General features: G+C 57.3%; 28 protein-coding genes, 1 tRNA gene and 1 rRNA gene. 24 read left to right on the top strand and 6 right to left on the bottom strand.

Annotated features, from left to right (window positions below):
* The first annotated feature begins 12 nt into the window (after positions 1-12).
* The 8 genes from rrf to CXU21_RS06030 all read left to right on the top strand — a co-directional run bounded on the left by rrf (position 13) and on the right by CXU21_RS06030 (position 5,998).
* Positions 13-128: ribosomal RNA gene (gene rrf, locus CXU21_RS06070) — 5S ribosomal RNA — on the top strand.
* 194 nt (positions 129-322) lie between these two features.
* Positions 323-1,042 (top strand): hypothetical protein, encoded by a 720-nt coding sequence (locus tag CXU21_RS12160; RefSeq protein WP_146016985.1) that lies wholly within the window; start codon positions 323-325, stop codon positions 1,040-1,042.
* Positions 1,043-1,115: 73 nt separating this feature from the next.
* Positions 1,116-1,997 carry a 4-hydroxy-tetrahydrodipicolinate synthase gene (dapA, locus tag CXU21_RS06055; RefSeq protein WP_102725402.1) on the top strand — a complete coding sequence of 294 codons (882 nt, stop codon included), beginning with the start codon at positions 1,116-1,118 and terminating at the stop codon, positions 1,995-1,997.
* Positions 1,998-2,009: 12 nt separating this feature from the next.
* Positions 2,010-2,750, top strand: a complete 741-nt coding sequence (dapB, locus tag CXU21_RS06050; protein WP_102712377.1) for a 4-hydroxy-tetrahydrodipicolinate reductase — start codon at positions 2,010-2,012, stop codon at positions 2,748-2,750.
* 60 nt (positions 2,751-2,810) lie between these two features.
* Positions 2,811-3,320 (top strand): 2-amino-4-hydroxy-6-hydroxymethyldihydropteridine diphosphokinase, encoded by a 510-nt coding sequence (folK, locus tag CXU21_RS06045; protein WP_102725401.1) that lies wholly within the window; start codon positions 2,811-2,813, stop codon positions 3,318-3,320.
* A gap of 20 nt (positions 3,321-3,340) precedes the next feature.
* Positions 3,341-4,132 (top strand): 3-methyl-2-oxobutanoate hydroxymethyltransferase, encoded by a 792-nt coding sequence (gene panB / locus CXU21_RS06040; protein WP_102725400.1) that lies wholly within the window; start codon positions 3,341-3,343, stop codon positions 4,130-4,132.
* Between the two features lie 13 nt (positions 4,133-4,145).
* On the top strand, positions 4,146-5,081 hold the full coding sequence (locus CXU21_RS06035) for a sugar phosphate isomerase/epimerase family protein (RefSeq protein WP_102725399.1): 936 nt from the start codon (positions 4,146-4,148) through the stop codon (positions 5,079-5,081).
* Positions 5,082-5,128: 47 nt separating this feature from the next.
* Positions 5,129-5,998, top strand: coding sequence for a M23 family metallopeptidase (locus tag CXU21_RS06030; RefSeq protein ID WP_102725398.1), 870 nt, complete (start codon positions 5,129-5,131; stop codon positions 5,996-5,998).
* 18 nt (positions 5,999-6,016) lie between these two features.
* On the opposite strand, the gene CXU21_RS06025 is transcribed toward CXU21_RS06030, so the two are convergent.
* Both CXU21_RS06025 and CXU21_RS06020 read right to left on the bottom strand, forming a co-directional pair.
* On the bottom strand, positions 6,017-6,862 hold the full coding sequence (locus CXU21_RS06025; protein WP_146016983.1) for a GYF domain-containing protein: 846 nt from the start codon (positions 6,860-6,862) through the stop codon (positions 6,017-6,019).
* A 106-nt stretch (positions 6,863-6,968) separates the two neighbouring features.
* Positions 6,969-7,045: transfer RNA gene (locus CXU21_RS06020), tRNA-Pro, on the bottom strand.
* A gap of 95 nt (positions 7,046-7,140) precedes the next feature.
* Here CXU21_RS06020 and CXU21_RS06015 point away from each other — a divergent pair.
* Complete coding sequence (locus CXU21_RS06015; protein WP_102725396.1) at positions 7,141-7,617, top strand: GNAT family N-acetyltransferase; 477 nt, start codon at positions 7,141-7,143, stop codon at positions 7,615-7,617.
* Between the two features lie 21 nt (positions 7,618-7,638).
* Here CXU21_RS06015 and CXU21_RS06010 read toward each other — a convergent pair whose 3' ends face one another.
* On the bottom strand, positions 7,639-8,220 hold the full coding sequence (locus CXU21_RS06010; RefSeq protein ID WP_102725449.1) for a nitroreductase family protein: 582 nt from the start codon (positions 8,218-8,220) through the stop codon (positions 7,639-7,641).
* A gap of 301 nt (positions 8,221-8,521) precedes the next feature.
* On the opposite strand from CXU21_RS06010, the gene CXU21_RS06005 reads away from it, so the two are divergent.
* The 12 genes from CXU21_RS06005 to CXU21_RS05950 all read left to right on the top strand — a co-directional run bounded on the left by CXU21_RS06005 (position 8,522) and on the right by CXU21_RS05950 (position 20,036).
* Positions 8,522-10,210 carry a 30S ribosomal protein S1 gene (locus CXU21_RS06005; protein ID WP_102712389.1) on the top strand — a complete coding sequence of 563 codons (1,689 nt, stop codon included), beginning with the start codon at positions 8,522-8,524 and terminating at the stop codon, positions 10,208-10,210.
* A 137-nt stretch (positions 10,211-10,347) separates the two neighbouring features.
* Positions 10,348-10,755 (top strand): metal-dependent transcriptional regulator, encoded by a 408-nt coding sequence (locus CXU21_RS06000; protein WP_102725395.1) that lies wholly within the window; start codon positions 10,348-10,350, stop codon positions 10,753-10,755.
* 233 nt (positions 10,756-10,988) lie between these two features.
* Positions 10,989-12,108, top strand: a protein-coding gene (gene prfB, locus CXU21_RS05995) for a peptide chain release factor 2 (protein ID WP_343125738.1) whose coding sequence is annotated in 2 segments (ribosomal slippage) — positions 10,989-11,072 and positions 11,074-12,108 — 1,119 coding nt in all. Because the reading frame shifts where the segments join, the coding sequence is not laid out codon by codon here.
* A gap of 18 nt (positions 12,109-12,126) precedes the next feature.
* Positions 12,127-12,846, top strand: coding sequence for a tRNA (guanosine(37)-N1)-methyltransferase TrmD (gene trmD / locus CXU21_RS05990; protein WP_102712393.1), 720 nt, complete (start codon positions 12,127-12,129; stop codon positions 12,844-12,846).
* Positions 12,847-12,968: 122 nt separating this feature from the next.
* Positions 12,969-13,124, top strand: a complete 156-nt coding sequence (locus tag CXU21_RS05985) for a small basic protein (protein ID WP_012419301.1) — start codon at positions 12,969-12,971, stop codon at positions 13,122-13,124.
* Between the two features lie 208 nt (positions 13,125-13,332).
* Positions 13,333-14,967: a pseudouridine synthase gene (locus CXU21_RS05980; RefSeq protein ID WP_102725394.1), complete on the top strand. Its 1,635-nt coding sequence runs from the start codon at positions 13,333-13,335 to the stop codon at positions 14,965-14,967.
* 18 nt (positions 14,968-14,985) lie between these two features.
* On the top strand, positions 14,986-16,413 hold the full coding sequence (locus CXU21_RS05975) for a tetratricopeptide repeat protein (protein WP_102711344.1): 1,428 nt from the start codon (positions 14,986-14,988) through the stop codon (positions 16,411-16,413).
* Positions 16,414-16,469: 56 nt separating this feature from the next.
* Entirely contained in the window at positions 16,470-16,649 is a 180-nt protein-coding gene (locus tag CXU21_RS12370; RefSeq protein ID WP_180971127.1) for a hypothetical protein, read from the top strand.
* 57 nt (positions 16,650-16,706) lie between these two features.
* Positions 16,707-17,006 (top strand): Sec-independent protein translocase subunit TatA/TatB, encoded by a 300-nt coding sequence (gene tatA / locus CXU21_RS05965; RefSeq protein ID WP_102725393.1) that lies wholly within the window; start codon positions 16,707-16,709, stop codon positions 17,004-17,006.
* A gap of 329 nt (positions 17,007-17,335) precedes the next feature.
* Positions 17,336-18,742, top strand: coding sequence for an MBL fold metallo-hydrolase RNA specificity domain-containing protein (locus CXU21_RS05960; RefSeq protein WP_102711340.1), 1,407 nt, complete (start codon positions 17,336-17,338; stop codon positions 18,740-18,742).
* 152 nt (positions 18,743-18,894) lie between these two features.
* The gene (locus CXU21_RS05955) at positions 18,895-19,254 is read left to right on the top strand and encodes an arsenate reductase family protein (RefSeq protein ID WP_102725392.1); all 360 of its coding nucleotides are present in this window, start codon (positions 18,895-18,897) and stop codon (positions 19,252-19,254) included.
* 8 nt (positions 19,255-19,262) lie between these two features.
* Positions 19,263-20,036, top strand: coding sequence for an ion transporter (locus CXU21_RS05950; protein WP_102722708.1), 774 nt, complete (start codon positions 19,263-19,265; stop codon positions 20,034-20,036).
* A gap of 125 nt (positions 20,037-20,161) precedes the next feature.
* Here CXU21_RS05950 and glgP read toward each other — a convergent pair whose 3' ends face one another.
* Complete coding sequence (gene glgP, locus CXU21_RS05945; RefSeq protein WP_022396089.1) at positions 20,162-21,826, bottom strand: alpha-glucan family phosphorylase; 1,665 nt, start codon at positions 21,824-21,826, stop codon at positions 20,162-20,164.
* Positions 21,827-22,087: 261 nt separating this feature from the next.
* On the opposite strand from glgP, the gene tdh reads away from it, so the two are divergent.
* Complete coding sequence (tdh, locus tag CXU21_RS05940; protein ID WP_102711333.1) at positions 22,088-23,125, top strand: L-threonine 3-dehydrogenase; 1,038 nt, start codon at positions 22,088-22,090, stop codon at positions 23,123-23,125.
* A 92-nt stretch (positions 23,126-23,217) separates the two neighbouring features.
* On the opposite strand, the gene def is transcribed toward tdh, so the two are convergent.
* Positions 23,218-23,862, bottom strand: a complete 645-nt coding sequence (gene def / locus CXU21_RS05935; protein ID WP_102725390.1) for a peptide deformylase — start codon at positions 23,860-23,862, stop codon at positions 23,218-23,220.
* Positions 23,863-24,077: 215 nt separating this feature from the next.
* On the opposite strand from def, the gene CXU21_RS05930 reads away from it, so the two are divergent.
* On the top strand, positions 24,078-25,328 hold the full coding sequence (locus CXU21_RS05930; protein WP_102725389.1) for a hypothetical protein: 1,251 nt from the start codon (positions 24,078-24,080) through the stop codon (positions 25,326-25,328).
* Positions 25,329-25,386: 58 nt separating this feature from the next.
* Complete coding sequence (locus CXU21_RS05925; RefSeq protein WP_102725388.1) at positions 25,387-26,172, top strand: SDR family oxidoreductase; 786 nt, start codon at positions 25,387-25,389, stop codon at positions 26,170-26,172.
* A gap of 132 nt (positions 26,173-26,304) precedes the next feature.
* Here the strand turns inward: CXU21_RS05925 and CXU21_RS05920 are convergent, their stop codons facing one another.
* On the bottom strand, positions 26,305-26,913 hold the full coding sequence (locus tag CXU21_RS05920) for a hypothetical protein (protein WP_102725387.1): 609 nt from the start codon (positions 26,911-26,913) through the stop codon (positions 26,305-26,307).
* Positions 26,914-26,962: the final 49 nt, after the last annotated feature.

Genomic DNA, 26,962 nt, shown 5'->3' with positions numbered 1-26,962 from the left:
TTCCCCCTGAAGCCCGGTGGCCAGAGCGCAGTGGTCCCACCCGGTCCCGTTCCGAACCCGGAAGTGAAACGCTGCCGCGCCAATGGTAGTCGGACGATAGGTCCCGCAAGAGTAGGTCGCCGCCGGGATTTTTTTCATCAGGCCCCAACAGTCCCATCACTGTTGGGGCCTGTTCGTTTTCTTGTCTCCTTGAATCTAGCCTCCGGCTAAGTAGAACAAAGGCCCGTTATAATATTTCCTTAACTATTCCTCCTTTTTTCTTAACGGCTTAAGGGGGTGCCGGATATTGACGGACCACGTTCTTTCGTCAGAATAGCGGCGTATGAAATCTCATATTATTCAGAAACCTGTTGCCGTTATTCTGGGGAATGCCGGTAACATAGGATCTCTGGCGGCCAGGGCATTTGCCTGCCAGGGAACTGCGGTTGCCATGCTGCATGAGCACGGTGAAGAGGCATCCCGCGTGGTCGGCTGTCTTCCGGGCTCCAATCACTTTGCCATGTCCGGACATCTGGACCATTCCCCAGATCTGGCTTCTTTTGCGGGATTGGTGCACACCCTGTATGGGCGGGTGGATTATCTGCTTACCTGTGAAGATGCTGGGGTTGAGGTGAAAGGCTTGAATTGTTCCGCACGTAGCCGCCTGGCTGTTTTGCTGGAACATGTTTTTATTTCCGGCGCCATGGTCGTCCACATGGTTTCCCGTTCCGGAAGAGAGGGGAGGCGGAGGAAGGAGAGCCGCAAGGGGGGAACCGGAATGGAAGATTGCCTGAACCGGAGTGATATCAGAATGAACCGGGTGGTAATTCACCGTCCGGTATTCCGGCATGTCTCGAATTCCCGGCTGGCTTCCTCTGCCTGCGCGGCGGCGTTGTTCCTGTGCGGGAGTGAAGGACGGCATATCCACCAGGAATACATCGTCGTTAATGGAAGAAGGGCAGCCTGGAGGCACGGCTTCCGTCCGGAAACGCCCCTCTTCTTTCTCAAGTCCTACCTGGAATTTTGTTCCGCCTGTTCACGGACGGTGTTTTTGGATGCCTGACAGGCGTGCCATATTTCTGTATTCTGTCGTGACAAAAAGTGTCTGTTAAGATAGTATGCCCCCAAGTAAAGTTATGAAGTTTCAAGGTCTTTATACAGCAATTGTGACTCCTTTTATCGGCGGTCGTGTCGATGAAGAGGCTTTTAGAATGCTTGTGGAAGCCCAGGTTGCTGCCGGCGTGGCCGGTATTGTGGCTGTCGGCACCACGGGAGAATCCCCCACCTTGACTGTAAAAGAGCACTTGAGGGTGATTGAACTGGCCGTCAAGTACGCTGCGGGCCGCATCCAGGTAATTGCCGGTACAGGGGCCAATGCCACCGCAGAGGCCATCCACATGACGCAGGAAGCGGAGAAGATGGGCGTGGATGGTACGCTTCAGGTGTGCCCTTATTACAACAAGCCTTCCCAGGATGGCGTTTATGCCCATTTCAAGGCCATTGCGGACGCTACGAGGCTCCCGATCATGCTTTACAGCATTCCCGGCCGCTGCGGCATTGAGATCAGTGTGGAGACGGTTGGCCGGCTGGCAAAGGACTGCCCGCATATCATCTGCGTGAAAGAGGCCGGCGGCAGCGTGGACCGTGTGAATCAGCTCATGCAGGTGGTTCCTGAAGATTTCACCATTCTATGCGGTGATGACGGCCTGACGGTACCCTTTATGGCCTGCGGAGCCAGCGGTCTGGTATCCGTGACCTCCAACCTGGTTCCCGGCATCATGAATTCCATCGTGAAGGCCGGACTGGACCGGAATATGGGAGAAATGCTTTCCCTCCAGAAGACGTTTTATCCCCTCATGAAGGGATTGATGACGCTGGACAGCAACCCGGTTCCGATCAAGGCGGCACTGGCGTTGAGAGGTGATATCCAGCCCGGCGTGCGCCTCCCCCTGGTTCCTTTGCCGGAAGAGAAGGAAGCCCAGCTTTCCGCTCTTCTTCAACGTTTCAACGTTCTTTAATATCTTAATTATATGATTTCCATTCTTGTTACAGGTATTTCCGGCCGCATGGGCCAGGCCGTCCAGGAGGCGGTAACGCAGAATCCGGACACTTGCGTGGGCGCCACGCATGACCAGGGGCAGGAGCTCTATCCGGCCCTCGCCAAGTGCGACGTCGTCATTGATTTTTCCCATCATGCGTTCACCAGCACCCTGCTGGCTGAAGCCGTGGCTAATAACAAGCCCCTGGTGATCGGCACCACGGGTCATACGGCTCTGGAACGGCAGGAAATTATGGATGCAGCCGCGTCCATCCCGATCGTGTTTGCCTCCAATTATTCCGCAGGAGTGAACGCCCTGTTCTGGCTGACGCGCAAGGCGGCCCAGATTCTGGGAGACAGCTGTGACATTGAAGTGATGGAAATGCATCATCGCCACAAGATTGATTCTCCTTCCGGCACGGCCCGCACCCTGGCGGAAATTTTGTCCGGCGCCATTGACCGGAATTATGAGGACAGCGTGGTCTTTGGCCGTGAAGGCCTGGTGGGCCCACGCCCGGCCAAGGAGATAGGCATGCATTCCCTGCGCGGGGGTGATGTGGTGGGTGACCATACCGTGGTGTTTGCCTCTGACGGCGAACGCCTGGAACTGACCCATAAGGCGTCCAGCCGCATGACATTCGCCTCCGGAGCGGTTCGCGCCGCCCTCTGGCTCCAGGGAAAGGAACCGGGACTGTATACCATGGAAGACGTCCTGGGCCTGTCCGAGCTATAATTTTTCCGGCGTCATGGCCGTCCTTCTTTCCCGGAGCGGCCATGACGCTTTTTTTGCGTGATGAAGAGAGCCGGCATTGCACTGGGTTCCAACCTGGGGGACAAGAACAGCCTGATGGTCCAGGCCCGGGACCATCTGCTGCAGATGAGCCTGTCTGACGATCCTTTTTTACAATCTTCCCTGTACGCTACCAGTCCCCAGGGCTGCCCGCATGGAGCGGATGATTATTTGAATGCCGTGGTAGAGTTCACCTGGCCCGGCACGGTGGAAGAGCTGCTGGTGCACTGCCAGGGAATAGAACGTGCGCTGGGGCGCGTCCGCTCCGGCATCCGCTGTGAGCCCCGTACCGCGGACGTAGACATCATTTATGTGGGAGACATGGTGGTGAATGATTCCCCGCGCCTGATTCTTCCCCATCCCAGGGCCCATCTTAGGAAGTTTGTCCTGAAGCCCCTTTCCGATATCAGGCCGGACCTCATTCTGCCGCGGCAGGATAAGACGGTTGCCGAGCTGCTGGCGGAACTGGATACGGATGAGGCTGACCCGCTCTTGGTTTCGGAACGCTGGTAACTGCTTGTTTACTGAACATCATGAATCAATCTCTTGAAAAAGCGGAACGCATCCGCGCCTGCAAGAACAGGCGGCACGTAACGCTGGTAACCGGTTATGATTATCCCACGGGCCGTCTTCTGGATGAAGCCGGCGTGGACATTGTTCTGGTAGGGGATTCTGTGGGAATGGTGCTTCTGGGGTTTCCGGATACCACCCACGTGACGCTGGACCACATGCTCCACCATGTGGAAGCTGCGGCCCGTGGCGTAAAGAATGCTCTTCTGGTGGGGGATATGCCTATTCATACCTATGATACCGTGGAGGATGCCGTGCAGTCCGCCAGGCGCCTGTTCCAGGCCGGAGCGGATGCCGTCAAGCTGGAGGGAGGGGCATCCCAGGCGGAAAAGATCCGCGCCATTGTGGATTCCGGCATTCCTGTGGTGGGGCACATCGGCCTTTTGCCGCAGAAGGTGCTGGAGGAAGGCGGTTACAAGATCAAGGGGAAATCCTCCGCGGAGGCGGAGGCCCTGGTGAGGGACGTGAAAGCCGTGGCGGAGGCGGGAGCCTGCGCCGTGGTGGTGGAAGGCGTGACGGCTCATGCGGCCCGTCAGATTACCGTCCATTCTCCCATTCCCACGCTGGGCATCGGCTCCGGCGCTCATACATGCGACGGGGATGTAGTGGTGATTCATGATCTGGTGGGCGCATTCCCGTGGTTTGTCCCTGCCTTCGTAAAACCCCGCGCGGACGTGGCCGGCAGCATGACTGCCGCCGTCAGGGAATGGATGAAGGATTCCTATACGGAACCGGGCTCCATCAAGTTACCATAATTTATTTTAACCTATGCTGGTATTTTCTACATGCTGGAATTCCCACCGTCACCAGGACGGAGAAGAGATGATTGATGAAATCCTCTCCCTGGGATTTGACCATGTGGAGCTTTCCCACGGCATCAAGCTCTCCCTCCTGCCCGGCATCATGAAGGCGGTGGAAGCAGGGAAAGTTCAGGTGGCCGGCGTTCATAATTATTTCCCCGCTCCGATTGACGAGGTGGGGGACGCTCCGGACAGCAGGCCGTTTACGGCGGATCTGTCCCAGGTGCGCAGCAAGGCGATTGAACTGACGAAAAAATCCATGGAACAGGGCGCGGCCCTGGGAGCGGGATACATTGTCCTCCACATGGGTACGGTAGAGCCTCTGGTGAAGCGTACGGATACGGCCCATTTGCAGAGCCTGGCACGGCAGGGAATGGTGGGAACGGAGTCTTTTGCCGGAACCAAGGGAGAGTTTGTGCGCCGCCGCAACGGAATGGCTCCTGTTTACCTGGAGCGCGCCCGTGAGGCCATCCGGCAGCTTCTCCCTGGCGCCGCGGAACTTGGCGTGAAGCTGGGCATAGAGGGGCGCAGCCATTACGAGCAGGTTCCCAGCGAGGATGAGATGGACCTGCTGATGCAGGAGTTTGGAGAAAATCCCTTCATTGGCTACTGGCATGACTTCGGCCATATTCAGAGAAAGCACAATTTGCTTATCTTGAATCATGAGCAGTTTCTTCGCAGAATGTCCCACCATTTGATAGGGGGTCATGTAAACGACGTCAAGTGGCCTTCCCGGGACCATCAGGTTCCCCTGTTGGGCGGCGGGGTACCGTTTGAACGCCTGCTGCCCTTTTTCCCGCATGGAGTCCCGCTGGTTTGGGAGCTTTCAGGCCGCGCCTCTGCGGAAGACATTCGTGCGGCGCGTGAGCTGTGGACTGAAAAATTCCCGCAGACGCTGGACTGACCATCTTGTGGTTGTAAATCCGGCGGAGTGGATATAAAGTCGGGACGATGATAGACAAGACGACATCCCGCGTCATCCTGGGCCTTCTGGGAACGGCCTGTGTCCTGATAACGGCGTTTGCCTGGTACAAGACCAGCCATGCCGCCTCTCCGGAGGCAGGGATGCGCCATAATATTTATGATGAAGATGTGCCCTTGTCGGCTCCCGTTCCTGTAGATTACAGGATGATTTTATTGACTCCCCAGGAGTTGGCCAAGGCCCCGCTGGCGGATGTGTTTACGTCTCCGCTGGGAGATGAGAATGGAGCGTTTACCTACGTTGCCCAGGGACTGGGGGACATGAATGTTCCCCGCGGCGGACGGCATACCGGACAGGATTTGAATGGAATTGGCGGGGAGAATACGGATGAAGGCCTTCCGGTGCGCGCTGCCGGACGCGGCCTGCTTGTTTACGCGGGCGAACCTTCCCCAGACTGGGGCAACGTGGTGGTGCTGCTTCACCGACTGCCGGACGGCCGTTTTATACAGAGCCTGTATGCCCATTTGAAGACTGTCAGCGATATTCCCCTAGGTTCCCTGGTGGGCCGCGGAGAGCAGATCGGCACCGTAGGCACTGCGCATGGGAATTATCTGGCCCATTTACATTTTGAAATAATTGAATCCATTGCCCATGAAGCGGGGATGCCGGGCTATGGAAAGACAACGTTCAACCGGATCAATCCGGATGAAGTGCTGAAACAGTACGCCCCCCCTGCTGGCGTGGTGATGCCTGATCCCATTATTGCCCTGAAACAGGTCCAAATGGCGGCGGGATGGGAAAAACTGCTGGAAAACCTGTACAGGGATAACAGTATGGAAGCTCTGGACAAGATACTGCCGGATGACCGGCCGGACACGGCGAAGAAGGAAGAACGCTGAACGAAGAAAGCCAGGCGGTCACGGTTGCGTGTCCGTATTTTCGGAAACCAGCTCCTGCTGTTTCCTGCTGATTTGCAGGACGCAGACCAGCCACAGCACGGTGGCCGCCGTCATCAGGGAGCCAATCACCAGGAACGCCGCCAGGTAATGTTCAGCCCCAAAGGGGAAAAGGGCGCACAGGGTCAGGGCCGTGGTAACAAGCAGGTACAGGCGCAGGGAGCGGGACGGAGTTTGCAGCATCCACTCCGCCGGATTCTTGGACGCACGGTACAGCTCCTGAAGAATCAGCGCATTCAGCACCATGCCGACTACGGGCATGCAGCTCAGGATGACGCTCAGGAATGGTGTGAACCGGAGCCCCTGGATGTGGAATCCATGAACATTGGCGCACGCCCGGTACAGCCAGATCAGCTGAATCAGCAGGGAAGGGATGAACAAAATGCTGAAGAGGAAGACCATCGGCGCAGCGGAGGAAGGGAGCTGGGCCAGGTTCTGCTGAATGGCCGCCTGGATTTCCTCATAACTGGCGGTATTGTTGGAAAAGACAATCCAACTGCTCCAGAGCATGCAGGGGAGCAGGACAATGCATGCCAGGATAGACAATCTGGCAAGACCCGCCAGGGGATACCGCAAACGGTACGGCTGGTCTGCAGGCAGGCTTTCCTCTTCTTCATCCCGGCTTTTTTCCGGGGCGGAGAGCATAGCCGGCAGTACCTGTTCCACGGGCATCCATCCATCCATGCCCTGTTTCCAGGTGAGCGTTGTTGAGTCGATCACCCCCTGTCCCAGAAATTCTCGGACCTCATATTCGGAATAAGCTCTCGGCTGGGAATCACCGGGGAGTTTCAGGTAGTATTCACTCATTACCTATATTTTAGGAAAAGAAGCAGGCGCGGGGCAATGGGAAATTTGACGGATGACTGATTTAGTCAGAAAACAAAATAGCCGCCCGGAGGCGGCTATTAAAAAGTGGTCGAGCTGACAGGATTCGAACCTGCGACCTCTTCGTCCCGAACGAAGCGCGCTACCAGCCTGCGCTACAGCTCGTTGTTTGTGGTGCGGCGAAGTCTACGGGTGAAAGGAAGGTTTGTCCAGTTTTTTTTATTCGCTGCGGCACTTGGTTGTGATACGGTACCGTAGTTATGATGGATATGCTGGTGCGGCTGTATGATTTGCCTGATATTGAAGAAGAGTTGCGGAAGCTTGGAAAGGAAGGCATTCTGATTCGGCGTCCGGGGGCTTATGAACGCCATTTGGTGGCTGGATGGGTAGACCGGAATTTTTCTCCCAAGTGGGTGAGCGAAACGAAGACCGCATTCAGCCGCCAGCCTGTTTCCTGTTATATCGCCACACGGGAGAAGAAGATTCTCGGTTTTGCCTGCTATGACGTGACGGCGCGCGGTTTTCTTGGCCCCATGGGGGTTGCGGAGGAGGCGCGCAAGAGCGGCGTGGGCAAGGTTTTGCTGGTTTCCGCATTGAACGCACTCCGTGAGATGGGGCATGCCTACGGGATTATCGGCGGGGTGGGGCCTGCGGAGTTTTATGCCCGGACGGTAGGTGCGATGCCCATTGAAGGGAGCTCTCCCGGCATTTACGTGGATATTCTGCCGGAGCCCTGATTTCGTCGGTTACGGAAGTTGTTATTTTTTATACCCTACGGGATGGCAGAGCATGGGCGTTTGGGGGGAGGCCAGTTTCAGGGCTTTTGCCAGGGCATCCTTGTTCATGCTGGCCCGTGGGTAGGTGGCCAGTCCAGTCCCGGAGCAGAACAGGGAGATGTTCTGGGAGACGATGCCGGCGTCCATGGCTGCCCAGGGTTCCGCCGTGTCCGTCACAAGAACCAGGCACACGGGCGCGTCCGCCGGGCGCGCGTCCCCGTCGCTTACGGGGACCATGGCGTGGGCCTTGTGGTCATAGAGGTAGGAGGCGTCTTTCGTGCACACGTAAATTTTGACGTCCTGGCGGTTCATGGCGGACGGGGCGGTACGTTTGCCGGAATCCTGGCGGTTGACGCCGTTGGCGGCCCAGAGCAGGTCTGACAGATCTTTTTGGGAGAGCATTTTTTCAGAAAAGCTCCGGATGGATTGGCGGTCGGAGAGGGCCTTCATGACGGGCGCTCCCCGTTCCAGGTCCGGCTGGTCCAGTTTGACGGGTTCCGCGGCGTGAATGAGGGCTGTTCCAGACAGCCCCGCAACGAGGAGGGACAGGATGATTTTTTTCATGGCTTTGCGGCGGGAGTGGTTGACGGATGCGGATGTTCCGCATTTTCCCATTAGCCGGAATTTAACATGGGGAGGGAGGGCTACAAGGTTTTTGTGCGCTCGTTTTTGCCGCCGTCCGGCGGGGCGCCGCAGGGGCGGGAAAAAATCGAAGGAGTTTTTCAAGAAAAGCCTTGAGTTCTTGCGTGAAACTGGTATTGAAGGCAACCGATTTTTCGCCCGGCGGGGGAAGGCGCCCCGATTGCCCGCCGGCCAATAAGGGGCCATGAGAAAAATCGGCAATACTAACTCATCAACCATTTAAATGAGCACAACTGAACTGGCGGAACTTATTGACAGCAAGTTCCGCGAATTGCGTGAAGGTTCCATCGTTACCGGAACCATCCAGGAAATCCGTCCCCAAGTCGTTTTGGTGGACATCGGCTACAAGTCCGAAGGCGCTATTTCCATTTCCGAGTTTGAAGACGAGGAAATCGAAGTGGGGGACCAGATCGAGGTCCTTCTGGAACGCCTCGAAAACGACGAAGGCATCGTCGTCCTTTCCAAGGAAAAGGCCGCCCATAAGCAGAACTGGGATAAGATCGTGGGCGTGTACCGCGATGGCGGCCTGGTCAAGGGTAAAGTGAAGAGCGTCGTCAAGGGTGGCCTCATGGTCAACGTTGGCGTGGAAGCCTTCCTTCCCGGTTCCCAGGTGGATATCATTCCTCCGCGCGACCTGAACGAATACGTGGGCAAGGTTTACGAATTCAAGATCGTCAAGGTGAACGACGACCGCAAGAACATCGTCCTTTCCCGCCGCGAAGTGATCGAAGCCGAACGCGCCGACCAGCGCCAGCGCTTCCTTGAAACCGTCAAGGAAGGCGACAAGGTGGAAGGCCTCGTGAAGAACATCACGGACTTCGGCGCCTTTGTCGACCTCCGCGGCATGGACGGCCTGCTTCATATCACGGATATGAGCTGGGGCCGCGTGAACCACCCGAGTGAAATGCTCCATATCGGCCAGTCCCTGGAAGTCGTGATTCTGGAAGTGGATCGCGAAAAGGAACGCGTTTCCCTGGGCCTGAAGCAGATGACGGACAATCCCTGGGCGGACATCGAACGCAAGTACCCGATCAATTCTCATGTCAAGGGCCGCGTGACCAAGCTTCTGCCTTACGGCGCCTTCGTGGAGCTGGAAAAGGGCGTGGAAGGCCTGGTGCACGTTTCCGAATTGTCCTGGGTCAAGAGAATCACCCGTCCGAGCGACGTGCTGAAGCTGGACCAGGAAATCGAAGCCGTGGTGCTTTCCATCTCCGTGAAGGAACAGAAAATCTCCCTCGGCGTTCGCCAGTTGGAAGACAATCCCTGGGCGGATATCGAATCCCGCTTCCCGATCGGCACCGTTATCAAGGGCCAGGTCCGCAACCTTACTCCCTACGGCGCTTTTGTGGGCCTGGAAGAAGGCATCGACGGCATGATCCACGTGTCCGACATGAGCTGGACCCGCAAGATCAACCACCCCTCCGAAGTCCTCAAGAAGGGCGACGAAGTGGAAGCCATCGTTCTGGAAATCAAGAAGGAAGACCAGCGTGTCTCCCTTGGCATCAAGCAGCTTGAGTCCGATCCGTGGGAATCCATCAACGACCGCTTCAAGGTGGGTGACATGGTGACCGGCCAGGTGGCCAAGATCGCCAGCTTCGGCGCCTTTGTGAACCTGAACGGCGACATCGACGGCCTGATTCACATCTCCCAGCTTAGCGAAGACCACGTGGAACGCGTGAAGGACGTGATCAAGGTGGGTGATGAAATCACCGCCCGCGTGATCAAGGTGGACAGCATCGAACGCCGTATCGGCCTTTCTATCAAGGCCGTCAATTACGACACCGAACAGCTCCGCCGTGAAACCGCCTCCTTTGAAGCTCTCCGCCCGAGCAGCGACATGGTGGGTCTGGAGCACGCCTTCAACCTGGCTACCCGTGAAAACGAAGAATGGAGCCCTTCTGAAGAGAAGTAAGCTTATCTCCGTAATTCACTGATTGATTTAGCCGCCGCGAATAGTGATATTCGCGGCGGTTTTTTTTCTCATTCCAAATCAGGATGGAAAAAGTCTTGAGTTAGTTCCGCCTAAGGGATTAACTGTTCTCTTATACCATGTTGGAGCTGACCAAGAGCAATGAGGATTATCTGGAGGCCATCGGGCTGCTGTCTGAAAAGAGCGGAACGGCCCAGGTGCGGGATATTGCAGAGATGCTTAAGGTGAAAATGCCGTCCGTGACGTCTGCCGTGAAGCAGCTGGCGGACATGGGGCTGGTGGAGTATACGCAGTACGCTCCGGTCAAACTGACCCCCCAGGGGCGCCGGATTGCAGGGAAAATCATTGTCAGCCACGGCATCCTGTTTGATTTTCTGCGGGAGGAGCTTGCCCTTCCGGAAGAACGCGCCAATGAGGTTGCCTGCCAGATTGAGCATATCATGACCTTTGAGGAGATAGAAAAGCTCAAGTCCTGCCGGATACGGCCTTTTGAAGGAGCCGGTGATGACGCTGCCGGGCAAGTTTAGGGTCAGTGGCGGCGGGCTTTAGATAAAGCCTCCGCTGCGCTTCGGAGGCCGTTTTTAATGAAGGCCGGAAACCGGGAAAACCCGGTTGGGCCGGAAGTTTTGTAGCCCGGGTTCCCTGTCCTGGCAGAACCCCTCTGAAGTTCTGCACAGGAAATTCCCCATGAAAACGAATGACCGGAGGAATTGGCATTTTGCCCTTTTCCGTTCAACCGTTTCGTGGTAGGTTCCCGCGCATGGATCCCCATATCGCTGCAGATCTCTCGGCGCTCGACACGGCTGCTTTACACAGCCGTCTTTCCGAGCTCGGGAGCTATCTTTGACCTGGCCGGCATTCAACAACGAGTGGCCGAGTTGGACGAACGCATGAGCGCACCGGATTTCTGGGATGACCAGAATGCCGCCCGGGCGCTGATGGCGGAAGTGAACCCCCTGAAACACAGGATGGAGGCCTTTTCCGGGCTGAAGTCCAGGCTGGAGGATATTGACGCCACCATTGAACTGGCCCAGGAGGCGGATGACGACGATCTGGGCCGCGAGGCCGTGGAGGAGTTTGCCAAGTGGCAGAAGTCCCTGGCGGATTTTGAGCTGCTGACCTTGCTGAACAGTCCGCAGGACCAGGCTTCCTGTTACGTGACCATCCACGCCGGTGCCGGCGGCACAGAAGCCTGTGACTGGGCGTCCATGCTGCTGCGCATGTATATCCGCTGGTGTGAGCGCCGCGGCTTTTCCGTGACTTATCTGGAAAGCACGGACGGGGATGACGCCGGCATCCGTTCCGTGACCTTGAAGGTGGATGGCGAGTACGCCTACGGCTATTTGAAGAATGAACGCGGCATCCACCGCCTGGTGCGCATTTCTCCCTTTGATTCCGCCGGGAAGCGGCACACTTCCTTTGCCTCCCTGGACGCCACGCCGGAAGTTTCCGATTCCATCAATATTGAGATTCTGGACAAGGATTTGAAGGTGGACACCTACCGTTCCGGCGGCAAGGGAGGCCAGAACGTGAACAAGGTGGAAACCGCCGTGCGCATCACGCACATTCCCTCCGGCGTGATTGTGGCCTGCCAGAACGAACGCAGCCAGCTCCGCAACAAGGAGGAAGCCATGAACATGCTGCGCGCCAAGCTGTACCAGATTGAGGAAGACAAGAAGCAGGCGGAAGCCGACCGCCAGTACAGTGAAAAGGGGGACATCGGCTGGGGCAACCAGATTCGTTCCTACGTCTTCCAGCCTTACCAGATGGTGAAGGATTTGCGCACGGGCGTGGAATCCGGCAACATTCAGGACGTGATGGACGGCAACCTGGACCCCTTTATTGAGGCCATGCTGCGCGGCCACAAGCGCGAACGCTGACGTTTTCCTTCCCTTCTTATGGCCGCCGGACTGATTATTGACGTTCTTTCCCTGTTCCCGGAGATGGTGGAAGCCCCCCTGGGCGGCAGCATCCTGGGTAAGGCCCGTGAAAAGGGGCTGGTGGAGGTGCGCTGCCATAACATCCGTGACTGGACGGTGGACAAGCACCGCAAGACGGACGACTACCTCTGCGGGGGCGGGCAGGGCATGCTGTTGAAACCGGAACCCATTTTTGCCGCCGTGGAGGAACTCCGCAGGCCGGAAACGCGCGTGGTGCTGATGACCCCGCAGGGCCGCACCTTCAATCAGTCCCTGGCCGGGGAGCTGGCCGCATCCGGCGGCCACCTCATCATTCTCTGCGGGCATTATGAGGGGGTGGACCACCGCGTGGTGGAAGAGCTGGTGGATGTGGAGCTGTCCATCGGGGATTATATTCTCACGAACGGGGCGATTGCCGCCGTGGTGGTGATTGATGCCGTAGCGCGCCTGATTCCCGGTGTGCTGGGGGATGAACGCTCTTCCGTGGAGGAATCTTTTTCCAACGGCCTTCTGGAGGCGCCCGCCTATACCAAGCCGAATGTGTTCCGCGGGATGGCCGTTCCGGACATTCTGCTGGGCGGCAACCATCCCGCCATTGAAAAGTGGAAGCACGGGAAATCTCTGGAGCGTACGCGGCTGAACCGTCCGGATTTATGGAGGGCGTGGCTGAAGGCGCATCCGGAGGATGCCGTGGAATGAGATATTTGACCGCCGCGTCAAATTTCTCTTGCCAAGACCGGGGCCTTCCGTTATAAGACCTCGCCTGCCACCGCGAGGGTGGTGTAAAGCACCTTTCTGAACCTTTTACAAAACATAAGATCATGTCCAAGCATTCCAGCCTCAAAGCAACCGGTACCGTAGGCGGCAAGCGTTCCGTCCTGAAGCGTTTTGAACGCGTCAAGCTTCTCAAGGAACGCGGCGAATGGAAGAAGGGCCAAAGCCCCCTCGGCCTGCCGAAGACCAAGCATGAAGCTTAAGCCTGCTTTTACCCCCTCCGGAGAGTTTCCCGGCGGAGTCATGCACGGCAAGTCATTTTCCTAATACAGGAAGCCTCTCGGATGTCTATGAACCGAGAGGCTTTTTTCTTCCGGCAAAGAAGGCTTTCCCTCTTTTTTTGGGGGGCGCAAATTGCCGTAATACAAACAATACAAAACCATCCGCTGAGATAGCGGACATTATACCAATATGAGTGAAGAACAACATGGCTCCGAAGAAAACGGAGGTATCCGCATTAATAAATTCCTTGCATCCTGCGGCATTGATTCCCGCCGGGTGGCTGACAGACTGATTGAGGAAGGACGCGTGGAAGTGAACGGGAAGGTTATTGATACGCCCGGAATGAGGGTGACGGAGAAGGATTTCGTGAAGGTGGACGGTCGCCACATGACCCCCATGGAAGAAGTCGTAGTGCTGCTGAACAAGCCGCGCGGGTACGTATGCAGCCGTGAAGCCCAGGGGGCCATAGGCACTGTTTACGACCTGCTGCCGCCGCGTCTGCGCCATCTGAATTATGTGGGACGGCTGGATGCGGATTCCGAAGGCCTCCTGATCATGACGAACAAAGGGGAGCTGACCCAGACCCTTTCCCACCCTACCGGCGGGATTGAAAAGGAATACTGGGTGACGGTAGATCAGAATTTTGACAATTCCGTGCTGATGCAGTTTTTGCGCGGAGTCCGTATTCCGGAAGGCAATGCCAAGGCCAAGTACGTCTGCCGCGCTTCCGCGCGCCGCGCCTGCATTGTTCTGGAACAGGGGTTGAAACGCCAGGTGCGCCAGATGTTCCAGTGCCTGGGTCTCCGTGTCCGCAAGCTGGTGCGCGTGCGCATCGGCTCCCTGTGGGGGGGGGATCTGGAACCCGGAAGTTGGAGATTCTTGGATGATGCGGACGTAGCCCTGTTGCTGAAGAATCCTCCCCGCCAGCGCAAGTACCTGGGCGCTTCCCAGCTTGTCGCCGGGACTTCCGCCAAGGGCGAACAGAGCGGGAAAGACAATGATTCCGATGAAGGTTATGTATTTAATCCGGAAGATTTTGAGGCTGGGGATTCTTATGAACCTACTCCGGAAATGAAAACCCGCTTTGCGGATACGGAAGACGAGGATGAAATCAAGGACGGGGAAGACCTTCGGGATGATTTCGGATTCCGTTCCCGCGAACGCCGGGAAGATGGTTTCCGTGGACGCCGCGAAGGCGGTTTCCAGCGCCGGGAAGGCGGCTTCGGTGGCAATCGCCGTGAGGGAGGCTTCCAGCGCCGTGAAGGAGGTTTCAGAGGAGACCGCCGCGAGGGAGGCTTCCAGCGCCGTGAAGGAGGATTCGGAGGAGACCGCCGCGAGGGAGGCTTCCAGCGCCGTGAAGGCGGATTTGGCGGAGACCGCCGCGAAGGAGGATTCCAGCGCCGTGAAGGCGGATTTGGCGGAGACCGTCGTGAAGGAGGATTCAAACGCCGCGAAGGCGGTTTCGGAGGAGACCGCCGTGAGGGAGGATTCCAGCGCCGTGAAGGCGGATTTGGTGGAGACCGNGGAGACCGTCGTGAAGGAGGATTCAAACGCCGCGAAGGCGGTTTCGGAGGAGACCGCCGCGAGGGAGGCTTCCAGCGCCGTGAAGGCGGATTTGGTGGAGACCGCCGTGAAGGAGGCTTCCAGCGTCGAGAGGGAGGATTTGGCGGAGACCGCCGCGAAGGAGGATTCAAACGTCGCGAAGGCGGTTTCGGAGGAGATCGCCGCGAGGGAGGCTTCCAGCGCCGCGAAGGCGGTTTTCGCAAACCGGGCTTTGGCGGCAGATCTTCCGGCGGTTTCTCCCGTGGAAACAGGGGCCGTTAATGATTGACTTGTTCCGGTATGAAGAAGCAGTGCAAATGGTGGCTCCTTGCCGGATTGTGTGGGCTGTGCCTCGTTCAGCCTCCGCTTCATGCGTCTCAGGATGCTCCCTCCCCGGCTCCTGCCGGTGAGGGGGATTTTGGGACGTACCTGTCCAGTCTTCAGGAGAAAGCCCATAACGGGGATAAAGCTGCCGCCCGGGAGCTGGCCGTGCATTATGATGTGGCGGGAAATGCCCCGGAGACGTCCAAATGGATGTCTGAATATGTTTCCCTGGCGGAGAAGGGGGCTAATGACGGGGACATGGATTCCATGCTGGATTTGGGCAAGCTGTTTTATACCGGAAGCCGCTTGTACCCCAAGAATCTTGAAAAGGCCCGGTACTGGTTTACCCGCGCTGCTGACAGCGGGAATGCCGCGGCCCAGTACCAGGTGGCTGTAATGGCCTCCAAGGGAACCGGCGGTCCGAAGGATGAGGAAACGGCGTCCCGCTATTATGAAAAAGCCCTCCAAACATGGAGGAAAGAGGCGGACGCCGGCGATTCCAAGGCGGCGTTGTGGGCGGCCCTTGTTTATGAGCGGAAGCTGGTTCCGGACAGCTCTCCGGAAAAGTCGGTTCCGTACCTCCTTCATGCTGCGGAAAGCGGCAACCTGACGGCGCAGGGGCTTCTGGCATTCAAGTACCGGGATGGCCTGGGCGTTCCGCAGGATGCGGCCAAGGCCGTGGAATGGTTTGAAAAGGCGGCCGGACGGAAGGATCTGGGCGCCGTCATGGAACTGGGCATGATGTACCGGGACGGCAAGTATATGCCTCCTGACCGGGAAAAAGCCCTCAACTGGTTTGAAAAAGGCGCGGAATGGAAGGATCCGTACAGCATGGCTGCCCTGGCGGACATGCTGATGGAAGGCTCTCCTTCCGGAGAACAGGCGGCGCGTGCGCTGGCCCTGTACCGTGAAGCCGCCGCCATCGGTTACCCCCCTGCCGCCCTGAAGGCCGCGGAATTGCTCCAGAACGGGAAAGGCGGGGAACTGGATGCGGATGAAGCCTACAGGTTGCTGCGGCGCGCCGCAGACGCAACGGGGGACCCCAAGGCCATGTACATGCTGGCCCAGGTGTATTATACGCGGGGTGATGATGCGCAGGGGGATTCCCTGATGAAAGCATCCGCCCAGGCGGCTTATCTGCCGGCCATGAACCGCATGGCGCGCCTCCATCTTCTGCCGGGCAGCACCCTGTCCTGGAATCCGGTGCTGTCCTATTATTATTGGAACCAGGCCGGAGAACTGGGGGATGAAGGGGCGGCTTCCGCCGCGTTCTGGCTGCTATGGGGCAGCATGGCTGCGCTTTCCCTGGTGATTTTCCTGGTCGTTTGGCGTTTCCACCGTTTTGCCGTCAGAAGGCTTGCGGAGCAGCAAAAACAGGAACAGGAATCCTCTGATGACGCATGAAGCGCATTATGAGGTATCCGGCATGAAAAAATCTGTTAAAAACACCATAGCACTCCATGATGAATACGTTAGCTATTTTTGGACTGGGAACGCCGGAGATTATCGCCATTCTGGTGATTGTCTTCCCTGCGCTTTTCCTGGTGATCTTCCTGGTCGTTTGGCGTTTCCACCGTTTTGCCGTCAGAAGGCTTGCGGAGCAGCAAAAACAGGAACAGGAATCCTCTGATGACGCATGAAGCGTATTATGGAGTATCCGTCATGAAAAAAATCTGTTAAAAACACCGTAGCACTCCATGATGAACACGTTAGCTATTTTTGGTCTGGGAACGCCGGAGATTATCGCCATTCTGGTGATCGTTTTCCTGCTGTTCGGCGCTAAGAAACTCCCGGAATTCGCCCGCGGCCTGGGCAAGAGCCTGGGAGAGTTCAAGAAGGCCAAGTCCGAGTTTGAAGAGGAGCTGTTGAAGACGGAAAAGGAAACCGTGAGCGATGCTTCCGCTTCCAAGCCGGAAACCCGCCCCTCCCCCGAGCTTTCCCAGCCCATTGACGTGGAAGCGGAAAAGCCGGTGGAAACCAAGGAAGAGACCAAGTAAGTTTTTACTGCCTGACGGCAGAAGGAAAAGGGCGGGAACTCCCGCCCTTTTTTGTGCCTGGATGGCAGGGGGGCGCAGGAAGGCGTGCGGGAAGATTTTTTACAAGGACCGGGAGGTTCCTGTTCCAGTAGCATGGCGCCGGAAGATAGGAAGGACAATATCTTTACGCTTGAACGGAAGTCAGTCATTAGGGGATGAAGGACTTCCGGTTTTCACAGGGTGCGGTGGAGGAGCTATACCTCACGGGTTGAACGGCTAACTCCCTTGAATCGCAAGGTCCAGGCATTGATTTCTTGCGTTGGCCGGGGGCTTGTTGTACACATGTATTAATGAAAATTCATTTTTGCGGCGCGGCGGGTACGACGACGGGGTCCCAGCATTTGCTGGAGGTGAACGGAAGCAGGATTCTTCTGGATTGCGGCATGTACCAGGGGCGGCGTGAGGAGGCCTGGCACATCAACAAGGATTTTCCCTATTTTTCTCCGGCGGAGGTGGATGCGGTGGTTCTTTCCCACGCGCACATCGACCATTCCGGCAACCTTCCCAATCTGGTGAAGCAGGGGTTTCAGGGGAATATTTACAGTACGTTTGCGACCCGGGACCTCTGCCAGCTCATGCTGGCGGACGCGGCGCGCATCCAGGAGCACGATTGCGCGTTCATTAATAAGATGAACAAGCGCCGGGGCATTCAGCAGCCGGAGATTTATCCCACTTATTCCGAACAGGACGCGGAACGGTGCATGCGCCAGTTCGTGAATATCGGGTATGAACGGTCCATCCCCGTCGTTCCGGGCGTGACGCTCACGTTTTATGATGCGGGCCATATTCTGGGGGCCGCGCAGGTGTGCCTGGATATTGAGGACCGGGAAGACGGGCGGAAGAAGCGCTTCCTGTTTTCCGGAGACGTGGGAAGGGGGGATAATGAACTCCTGCGTGATCCCGTGCCCGTTCCGGATGTGGACATCCTGTTGATGGAGAGTACTTACGGAGGCCGTTTCCATGAAGCCCCCTCCCGTGATGACGAAGCCTTCTGCAGGGTGATCAGGGAGGCTCTGGAGCTGGGCGGCCGCGTTTACATTCCGGCTTTTGCCGTGGAACGCACCCAGCAGCTTCTTTACCTGCTGAACAGGGCTTATCATGAAGGCTCGCTGCCTTTGCTGCCCGTGTATGTAGACAGCCCCATGGCCGTGGGCGCCACGGAGATTTTCCGCATTCATCCGGAGTGCTTCAACAAGGAGGTGTACGATTTCCTGTTCCGGGAAAAGGATCCGTTCTGTTTTGAACAGCTGCGGCTTATCCGTTCCGTAGGGGAATCCCAGGAGCTGAACAAGATGAACGGGCAGGCTATCATTATTTCCGCCTCCGGCATGTGTGAAGCCGGGCGCATCCTCCACCATCTGGCAAACAATATCGGCAACCCGAAGAATACGGTCCTTTTTGTGGGCTATTGCGCGGAACATACGCTGGGCCGCAAGATCATGGACGGGTGGAAGGAGGTTCCCATCCTGGGCAAGCAGTACACTGTCCGGGCCAGGATACGGGAGATGGATTCCTTTTCCGGCCATGCGGACCATGGAGAGCTGCTGGAATATTTTGACAAGACCGGAGGGCCCAAGAGAAATATCATTCTGGCGCACGGGGAGGAGAAGGCCTCCCTCGCCCTGGCGGAGGCGCTCAGGGCGCGGCAGCCCAATCCCGTTTCCATCGCGCAACTGGGAAGCGCCATGGTGCTTTGACGTTCCGGAGCGCCGGGCCTTCCTGCTGCGTTTTTTTTCAGGGTACGCCGCTTTCACGGCGGAGGCGTCCGGCGTGTTCCAATCAAGTCATGACGGCAGGATGGCTGTGCTGCCCGCTTGACCCGGTGTGTTTGCGGGGCTAGCGTGCAGGTATGCCTTCCTTGTTTATTGAATATCCCAAGTGCACGACTTGCCAGAAAGCCAAAAAATGGCTTGATGAACAGGGCGTTTCCTATAAGGACCGCCACATTGTGGAGCAGAATCCCACGGCGCAGGAGCTCCGGACCTGGATTAAAGAGAGCGGCCTGCCGTCCAAGAGGTTTTTCAATACCAACGGCCTGCTGTACAAGAGCATGAATTTGAAAGACAAGCTTCCCGGCATGAGCCTGGAGGAGCAGGTGGCCCTGCTGGCTACCAACGGCATGCTGGTCAAACGCCCCATTCTAATCACCAACGGGAGGATCTGCGTCGGCTTCAAGGCTGACGAGTGGAAAGCCGCCCTTCATTCCTGATTTCCGCCATGCCCCTGATTACCCGCACCAAGCAAGGCGCAGCCAATTTCGGCCCCTGGGAAAACGTCGTCAGGGTGCTGATTCTGGTATGGTTCATGCTGTACACGCTGAATGCCATTCCGGACGTTCACCCGCTGGTAGGCCGCATTGCGGCCAAGGTGAATTACTGGATCAGCTATTTCTTTGTGTTTGAGTACATCCTGCGGGTACTGTGCGCCAAGCCGCGGAAGGCTTATATCTTCAGCGGCATGGGCATTCTGGATTTCATCGTCTGCGTGCCGTTCCTGGGCATGTTTTTCGGAGTGGACTGGCAGATTCTTTATTCCCTGCGGATTGTCCGCGTGCTGGCCATCTTCAAGCTGGCCCGGTTTAATGAAACCGCAGCCAGTTTTAAAAAGGCCTTTTACCTGATCCGGGATGAATTTTTCCTGTTCTTCTCCGTGATCCTGTTCATGTTGTACGTCACGTCCCTGGGCATTTACATTGCGGAGCATGAAGCCCAGCCGGAGAAGTTCCGCTCCTTTTTTGACGCCCTCTGGTTCGCCGTGGAGACTCTGAGCACGGTGGGGTACGGCGATCTGGTGCCCATTACGCCCATGGGGCGCATTTTTACCGGGGTGATCATGTTCATTGCCGTATCCATTATCGCCATTTCCACGGGGCTCATCACGTCCGCCTTTTCCCGCGTATGGCAGCAGGAGAACGTTTTTGCGCACCGCCGCAAGCGGCCCGCGGACAAGGCCGCGGCTGACGCCGGCGGCGAAGAAGGGGAGGCCAAATAGTCTCCGGTTTTTTTTGAGGATTCCTCAACTCCGGTCCATGGATTTTTGAAACAGGCTTGAACAGGAACGGCCGCCTTTCCACGGGGAAGGGCGGCCGTTGCGTAAAAGCGGGAAAGGATGTTTCCTTAGCTGTTGTACATTTCCGTGTAGTACTGGTCCGCCATGCGGTCGGAGTCGAACTCGGGGTAGATATCCGTCATCGCATTGAAGACGATGTCCATCCACTTGTCGTTGTGATCGTAGTAGAGCGGCAGAATCTTGTCGTCCAGGATGTTGTAGAAGTTGTCGCGGTCGGAGCGGTCGCGGGCTTCCGGGGAGAGGTGGGGAGCCGCTTCCGGGATGACGAAGCAGTTTTCTCCGTCCTTGGCGAATTCACAGATCCAACCGTCATTGGTGGAGACGGAGATGGAGCCGTTCATGGCGGCGGACATGCCGGAGGTGCCGGAGGCTTCCCGGGTGACTACGGGGTTGTTGAGCCACACGTCGGAGCCGTTCTTCAGGTAGCGGCTCAGGCCCAGTTCATAGCCGGTGAGTACGGCGGAACGGGGGTATTTGGCCGTCATGTCGTTCAGGCGGTTGAAGATTTCAATGGCGCCGTGGTCCATCGGGTAGGGCTTGCCGGCCCAGATGAATTGCACCGGATAATTGGTGCGCTGGAGCATGCGTTCAAACATGGTGGGATTGCCGGTGACCAGGTCCGGACGCTTGTAGGCCGCAAAACGGCGCGCCCAGACGATGGTGAGGCAGTTCGGGTCAAAGACGCGGCCCGTCTGTTCCCCCACCATGCGGAAGAGGGCTTTCTTCAGGGCGCGCTTGCGGCGGATGAAGGCTTCCTTGTTGCGGGCCTGGAAGGCTTCCGCCAGTTCCGGGTCCTGCCAGTATTTCTGGTTCTGAGCGTTCGTGATGTGGATGATGGGGCACACGCCTTCATAGTCCTTCCACATCTGGCGGGAAACTTCGCCGTGGAGCTTGGAAACGCCGTTGGCGATGTGGGAGAGGCGCAGGGCGGCCAGCGTGTAGTTGAACGTGTTGTCCGTCAGGCCTACGGCGGCGCGCACCTGTTCCATGGAAAGCCCGTCGAAGAAGGAGAACGTGTTCATGGTGTTCACGTCCATCTTTTCATTCCCGGCTTCTTCCGGAGTGTGGGTGGTGAAGACAAAGCGCTTGCGCACTTCCTCCACGCTGCCGGTCTTGGCAAGCACGTGGAAGGCGGCGGCCAGGCCGTGGGCTTCGTTCAGGTGGTAGATTTCCGGTTCAATGCCCAGCTCGTCAAAGAGGCGGGCGCCGCCCTTGCCGAGCAGCACGTACTGGGCGATGCGGGTGAAGCCGTTGGCATCATACAGGCGGCGGGAGATGTTGCGGCTTTCCTCGTCGTTTTCCTCCAGGTCCGTGGAAAGGAAGAACATGGGGGCGGTGCCGAAGGTTTCCGGATTCAGGAAGTAGGCCTTCACCCAGACGGGGGCGCCGCAGACGTGGATGAGGAATTTGATGTTGTGGTCTTCCAGGAACGGGTAGTTCTTGCGCATGTACTGCGTGGCCATGGAACCGTCTTCAGCCCGGATCTGGTTGTAGTAGCCGTAGCTCCACAGGATGCCGACACCTACGAGGTTCTGGCGCAGGTCATGGGCGCTGCGCATATGGGAGCCGGACAGGTAGCCCAGGCCGCCGGAGTAGATTTTGAATGAATTGTCAATGGCGTATTCCATGGAGAAGTACGCTACGCTTTTTCCGTATTTGGGGTCGATTTCATACGGATGTTCGAAAATGGTGGGTAAAAATGATTTCGCCATGGTTCTGTAAGTAGAGTAAAACGTTCAACAGGTGAACCGTATGCCTTGGTATCATGATTCGTCCATATTGGAAAGGGCAAATTGCGTGTGTGTCTGAATTGTTGATTGAACAGGAATGCCTTTCCGGAGTTTGCCTTCCCGGGTTTTACAGGGCCGGAACGGAGGGCAGGCGGCGGTGCGCCAGGCTCCGTTCCGGAAGCGGTTTTCCGGTGCGCCGGAAACGAATTTTGAGCTTGCCGCCGCAGGGGAAAAAGAGCATGAATGAGGGGCATGAAAGCTCTTGTAAAAACGCAGGCAGGCCCCGGTTTGGAACTGATGGATGTTCCCATGCCGGAAGTCGGCCCGAACGATGTCCTGATTAAAATTCATAAAACAGCCATTTGCGGCACGGACCTTCATATCTGGAACTGGGATAAGTGGGCCCAGCAGACCATTCCCGTGGGGATGCACGTGGGCCATGAGTTTTGCGGCGTGATTGAATCCGTGGGTTCTTCCGTAACGGAATACAAGCCCGGGGAAATCGTTTCCGGGGAGGGCCACATCGTCTGCGGCCACTGCCGGAGCTGCCGTTCCGGCCGGAAGCACCTGTGCCCGAACACGAAGGGCGTGGGCGTGAACAGGCCCGGCTGCTTTGCGGAGTATCTTTCCATTCCCCAGGACAACGTGGTGCGCATCCACAAGAGCATTCCAATGGAAATCGCCTCCATCTTCGATCCCCTGGGCAACGCCGTCCATACGGCCCTGTCCTGGGACATGGTGGGGGAAGACGTCCTGATTACGGGCGCGGGCGTCATCGGCTGCATGGCCGCCGCCGTCTGCAAGAAGGCCGGAGCCAAGACGGTGGTCATTACGGACATTAATGATTTCCGCCTGAGCCTGGCCAAGACGCTGGGCGCGGACCGCACCGTGAACGTGACCCGTGAAAAACTGGAGGACGTGATGAAGGAGCTGGAAATGACGGAAGGGTTTGACGTATGCCTGGAAATGAGCGGCGCCCCGTCCTGCCTGAAAGACATCATTGACAACTCCCGCAACGGAGCCAACATTTCCCTGCTGGGCATCCAGCCGGACGGCTCCAGCATCGAATGGAATAAATTCATCTGGAAGGGGCTGAAGATGAAGGGCATTTATGGCCGTGAAATCTTTGAAACCTGGCACAAGATGGATTCCATGATCCGCAGCGGCCTGAACATAGCGCCCATCATCACGCACCGGCTGCCCTACACGGAATTCCGGGAAGGCTTTGAAGCCATGAATTCCGGCAAGTCCGGCAAGGTGGTTCTGGACTGGATTGTCTGATCTGTCCGGCCTTTTTTAACATGTTAAGGAATGCCCCGGTTTTTCCATGTGGAAAGCCGGGGCATTTTTTAGCGGTGGAATAAGGAGGAATATCAGGCCGTCTTTCTGGGCGGTGGCGGGGTATGGGCCTCACGGGCCTGGGCGCGGCGCTCCTCCTTCATGCGGCGCGCGTAGCTGTCGTCGTCTTCCTCAAAGGCGTCCGGGTGCGTCAGCTTGAGCCTGCGCACCACCTTGGCGTGGTCCTCCGGGGAAACCATATCCGTGAACAGTCCGCCATGGAGGTGGTCCACCTCATGCTGCAGGCAGCGGGCCAGCAGCCCGTTGCATTTGATGGTCACCGTGCGCCCGTCCATCAGTGTCAGAACGGCTTTCACGCAGGAACGGCGCATAATGTCCGCATAAACCTTGGTGATGCTCAGGCAGCCTTCCCGGTACGGCACTTTTTTCCCGAAGGGATGCAGAACGGGGTTGATGAAATTCAGGGGCATGATCTGTTCCAGCGTAGCCGGGCGTCCGTCCACCTCCAGCCAGGTAGTGGTGGTGTCCGTGGGCGGAATATTGATGGTGACCATCTGAATGGGTCTTCCCACCTGCGGAGCGGCCAGGCCTATGCCCCCCTGGGCCAGGGTCTCCTGCATATCGTCCAGAAAGGAAAGAAGGTCTTTGTTGATATGAACCACGGGGCTGCATTCCTCCCTCAAAAGGGGGTGCCCGTATTGAAGAATGTCAAGAATCACGGCGGATAAGATGGAGTTGGTAATAAGGTGTGACCTCCGGGTTCGGGAGAGTGTTCATGATATTAAAAGAATATTTCCGCACATCAAGAATGCGGGAATGTTTTTTCCGGATGAAATGAAAAGGCCTTGAACTTTGGGGCCGCTTTCTTACGGTAACCATGTTGCCACGATGCGGGCCGGGCTTCAGGGCCTCCCCTCATCAACGCCGCTTTCTCATGAAACTCAGTTCCCGTTTTTTCCTGTTCCTGAATTTGCCGCTGCTGGGGGGGGCGTGTCTGCTGGCGCTGTCTTCCTGCGGTAATAAGGAGGATAAGCCGGAATATGTTGAAGAAGGTGATTCCGGAAAGCTTTCCCCGGTGGAATCTTATGAAGAGCTCCTTTCCCTGCGCCTGAAGGATGTGGAGCAGATGACGGACCTGGTCGCTTCCATTCAGGACCGCGCCATGGGAGAGGCCGCGATGGAGGAGCTGGGGCGGCTGACGGAAAGGCTGAAGCTTTACGACATGAACTGCGGGCGGCTGATGATCCTGAATCCGCGCGTACATGAAGAATCCCGGAAGGAGCATCCCGCCTTTCATTCCATTCTTCAGGAGCGGGTGGACCAGGCCCACGAGCGGATGATGGAGGGAGTGCTGAAGATTCATCAATTCGGGTATTATGATTCCGGCCTGATCCGCGACGGTCTGGAAAAATACGGGCTCAGCCTGACGGAGGAACGGATGGCCCGGTATTTGAGCGACAGGATTCTGCCGTTCCTGAAAGCTTACCTGGACCAGTATTCCGCCATGGTGGACATGCTGGAAGGGATTGACAACAAAGTGGCGGCGGAAGCTTATGCCATGTCCGTAGCCCTCCAGGGCCGCATGGTCAAGGAGCAGGTGAGCAATATCGGACGGCTAGAAAAGGAGTACAGGGCCTGGATTCCCGGATTTGAACGGTACTACCATAACGGGCTGGAGAAGATGAGGAGGAAGGCGGATGAAGACCGCAAACGGGCGTTCCGGGCTCTGTTAAGGCTGGTGACTGCCAGGATGTATGATTCCCCTGCCATGCAGAAAGCGGTGGTAGGCCTTGAAATGGAACAGCCCAGGCTGATGGATTTTCAGGAATTCTGGGTTGACCCCATCATGACCATGGAGGAATTCTGCCTGTGCCTGGAGAGAGTCCAGTTTCTCCTGAGAGGCATCAAGGATACCGCGACGGCGGACCAGCGCGCCATGGAAGTGGTGGAAGTGGTGGCCAAGCTGAAAAGGCTGCGCTACGTTGTTGATATTTTTCAGAAATCAGGGCAGATGAACCTGGTGAAAACCAAGGATATGGAGCGGATCAGCCGCCGTGCGGAGGATGCGGAAATGGCTGTTTCCAGCACCATGGCCCATCTCATTGTGGAGACGGACGTTGTGAGCCGTTCTCCGCTTCTTTCCCGCGCCATGGGCTTTTACCGCTATGTGATGTACATGCATTGAGAGCGGCATGCCGGAAAGAGCCTATTGACATCCACGGGAGGAGCAGGACAATCGGTCCATGAAGGATATTGATTTTTCCGGCCGCGTTGTGGTAGTGACGGGGGGCGCTTCCGGTATTGGCCGCGCCATTGCGCGGGCATGCGCCGCGGCAGGCGCACGGCTGGCGGTGCTGGATGTCAGGCATGGGGAAACGGCCGCCCTGCTGGAGGAACTGCCGGGAGAGGGCCATCTCTGCGTGACGGGGGATGCGGGAGTGGAAGAGGACGTGCGTTTTTTTGCGGAAAAGGTATTGGAACGCTTCGTTCATGTGGATGTCCTGGTAAACAATGCCTGCATTACGCGCCGCGGCATTCTTTCCGGCTGCTCCTATGAGGACTTTAATGAAGTTCTGCGCGTGGGCGTTTCCGCCCCCTACCTGCTCAGCCTTTTGTTCCGTGATCATTTTTCCCGCGGCGCTTCCATGATCAACATCGCCTCCACCCGCGCCTCCATGTCCCAGAAGGACACGGAAAGCTACAGTGCGGTTAAGGGCGCCCTCGTCTCCCTGACCCACGCCCTCGCGATGAGCCTGGCTCCCTTCGGCGTCCGGGTGAACAGCATCAGCCCCGGCTGGATTGATACGGGGGCGTTCGGCCCCTTGTCGCGGGAGGACGCGCTCCAGCATCCTGCCGGACGCGCCGGAACGCCGGAGGATATCGTCCAGGCTGTGTTCTTCCTTTGCCGTTCCGGCTTTGTCAATGCGGAAAACCTGGTCATTGACGGCGGCATGACCCGCATGATGGTGTATCACGGGGATGAGGGCTGGACGTTCCGTCCGGAGCTGCCGGACACGGTCCCCTCATGACGGCAGACGACGGCTGAGCCAGGCATCCGGATGGAATACGTACCCGTGCGGGAAAACGTTTCCCGCATGGGGATGAAGCAAGGGCGGGCACGAACGCGAAGGCGCGTTGTTTGCTTGGAACGGCCTGGTCCGTCATTCCCCGGAGCACAGGTAGTACAAGCCCTTGCAGGGGGCGGCCACGATGGCCGCTGGAATGATGAGAATATTGGCAATCACGGTACCGGGGGCGTCAATCAAGCAGCTCTGTGCTCCCGCCAGAATTCTCCGGCCCGTGGAGGGAGCGCTGATGATCTTTACGGCTGCTACGGTGGGAGAAGCGTTTTCTTTTCTGCTAAAGTTCAGGTGGGGAAGGGTAATTTGATGAGCTCCATACAGAGAAAACCGGGGAGGAACGGTGAAATTCTCCTCAAGTACCATGCCCAGGAGGTCTTTGTATTCCATGGGATCGGGAAGGTCTTTCTTGTTAAGCTGCAAAAAGACGGTCTTTTCCGTTCCCGGAATATCCTCCATTTGTGAAATGAAGTCTGACTGGGCCATGGGCGGTCCGATGACCGGAGTTTCCTTGCGCTGGTCGCATTGCACGGCTTTGATGTAAACGAAGCCGTTTTTCACATAGGCGCGGTCATCCAGCTCCCAGTTGCGGTAAACGGTCCCGGCGTTCAGCGTCTGGGCGGCCGTATTGACGGAAATGCAGGCGCACGGCAGCAGGAATGCCGCCGGCAGGAGGAGGAAACGTTTCATGGGGTACTGCCGTGGATAGCAGTATACTGACTGACAGTCAATATAAAAT

It is taken from the genome of Akkermansia muciniphila, from assembly GCF_002884975.1.
GTDB classification, from domain to species: domain Bacteria; phylum Verrucomicrobiota; class Verrucomicrobiia; order Verrucomicrobiales; family Akkermansiaceae; genus Akkermansia; species Akkermansia muciniphila_C.
This window is presented reverse-complemented; position numbering and strand designations above follow the sequence as displayed.

Excerpts from the sequence above, each read along its gene's own strand:
- dapB (WP_102712377.1), top strand. The coding sequence starts at position 2,010 with ATGATTTCCATTCTTGTTACAGGTATTTCCGGCCGCATGGGCCAGGCC.
- glgP (WP_022396089.1), bottom strand. The coding sequence starts at position 21,826 with ATGGCGAAATCATTTTTACCCACCATTTTCGAACATCCGTATGAAATC.
- CXU21_RS12370 (WP_180971127.1), top strand. The coding sequence starts at position 16,470 with ATGATGAATACGTTAGCTATTTTTGGACTGGGAACGCCGGAGATTATC.
- CXU21_RS05955 (WP_102725392.1), top strand. The coding sequence starts at position 18,895 with ATGCCTTCCTTGTTTATTGAATATCCCAAGTGCACGACTTGCCAGAAA.
- tatA (WP_102725393.1), top strand. The coding sequence starts at position 16,707 with ATGATGAACACGTTAGCTATTTTTGGTCTGGGAACGCCGGAGATTATC.
- folK (WP_102725401.1), top strand. The coding sequence starts at position 2,811 with ATGAAGAGAGCCGGCATTGCACTGGGTTCCAACCTGGGGGACAAGAAC.
- CXU21_RS05985 (WP_012419301.1), top strand. The coding sequence starts at position 12,969 with ATGTCCAAGCATTCCAGCCTCAAAGCAACCGGTACCGTAGGCGGCAAG.
- trmD (WP_102712393.1), top strand. The coding sequence starts at position 12,127 with ATGGCCGCCGGACTGATTATTGACGTTCTTTCCCTGTTCCCGGAGATG.
- CXU21_RS06035 (WP_102725399.1), top strand. The coding sequence starts at position 4,146 with ATGCTGGTATTTTCTACATGCTGGAATTCCCACCGTCACCAGGACGGA.
- CXU21_RS05925 (WP_102725388.1), top strand. The coding sequence starts at position 25,387 with ATGAAGGATATTGATTTTTCCGGCCGCGTTGTGGTAGTGACGGGGGGC.
- tdh (WP_102711333.1), top strand. The coding sequence starts at position 22,088 with ATGAGGGGCATGAAAGCTCTTGTAAAAACGCAGGCAGGCCCCGGTTTG.
- CXU21_RS12160 (WP_146016985.1), top strand. The coding sequence starts at position 323 with ATGAAATCTCATATTATTCAGAAACCTGTTGCCGTTATTCTGGGGAAT.
- CXU21_RS05975 (WP_102711344.1), top strand. The coding sequence starts at position 14,986 with ATGAAGAAGCAGTGCAAATGGTGGCTCCTTGCCGGATTGTGTGGGCTG.
- CXU21_RS06015 (WP_102725396.1), top strand. The coding sequence starts at position 7,141 with ATGATGGATATGCTGGTGCGGCTGTATGATTTGCCTGATATTGAAGAA.
- CXU21_RS05930 (WP_102725389.1), top strand. The coding sequence starts at position 24,078 with ATGAAACTCAGTTCCCGTTTTTTCCTGTTCCTGAATTTGCCGCTGCTG.
- CXU21_RS05950 (WP_102722708.1), top strand. The coding sequence starts at position 19,263 with ATGCCCCTGATTACCCGCACCAAGCAAGGCGCAGCCAATTTCGGCCCC.
- panB (WP_102725400.1), top strand. The coding sequence starts at position 3,341 with ATGAATCAATCTCTTGAAAAAGCGGAACGCATCCGCGCCTGCAAGAAC.
- CXU21_RS06025 (WP_146016983.1), bottom strand. The coding sequence starts at position 6,862 with ATGAGTGAATACTACCTGAAACTCCCCGGTGATTCCCAGCCGAGAGCT.
- dapA (WP_102725402.1), top strand. The coding sequence starts at position 1,116 with ATGAAGTTTCAAGGTCTTTATACAGCAATTGTGACTCCTTTTATCGGC.
- CXU21_RS06030 (WP_102725398.1), top strand. The coding sequence starts at position 5,129 with ATGATAGACAAGACGACATCCCGCGTCATCCTGGGCCTTCTGGGAACG.
- CXU21_RS05960 (WP_102711340.1), top strand. The coding sequence starts at position 17,336 with ATGAAAATTCATTTTTGCGGCGCGGCGGGTACGACGACGGGGTCCCAG.
- CXU21_RS06005 (WP_102712389.1), top strand. The coding sequence starts at position 8,522 with ATGAGCACAACTGAACTGGCGGAACTTATTGACAGCAAGTTCCGCGAA.
- CXU21_RS06000 (WP_102725395.1), top strand. The coding sequence starts at position 10,348 with ATGTTGGAGCTGACCAAGAGCAATGAGGATTATCTGGAGGCCATCGGG.
- CXU21_RS06010 (WP_102725449.1), bottom strand. The coding sequence starts at position 8,220 with ATGAAAAAAATCATCCTGTCCCTCCTCGTTGCGGGGCTGTCTGGAACA.
- CXU21_RS05920 (WP_102725387.1), bottom strand. The coding sequence starts at position 26,913 with ATGAAACGTTTCCTCCTCCTGCCGGCGGCATTCCTGCTGCCGTGCGCC.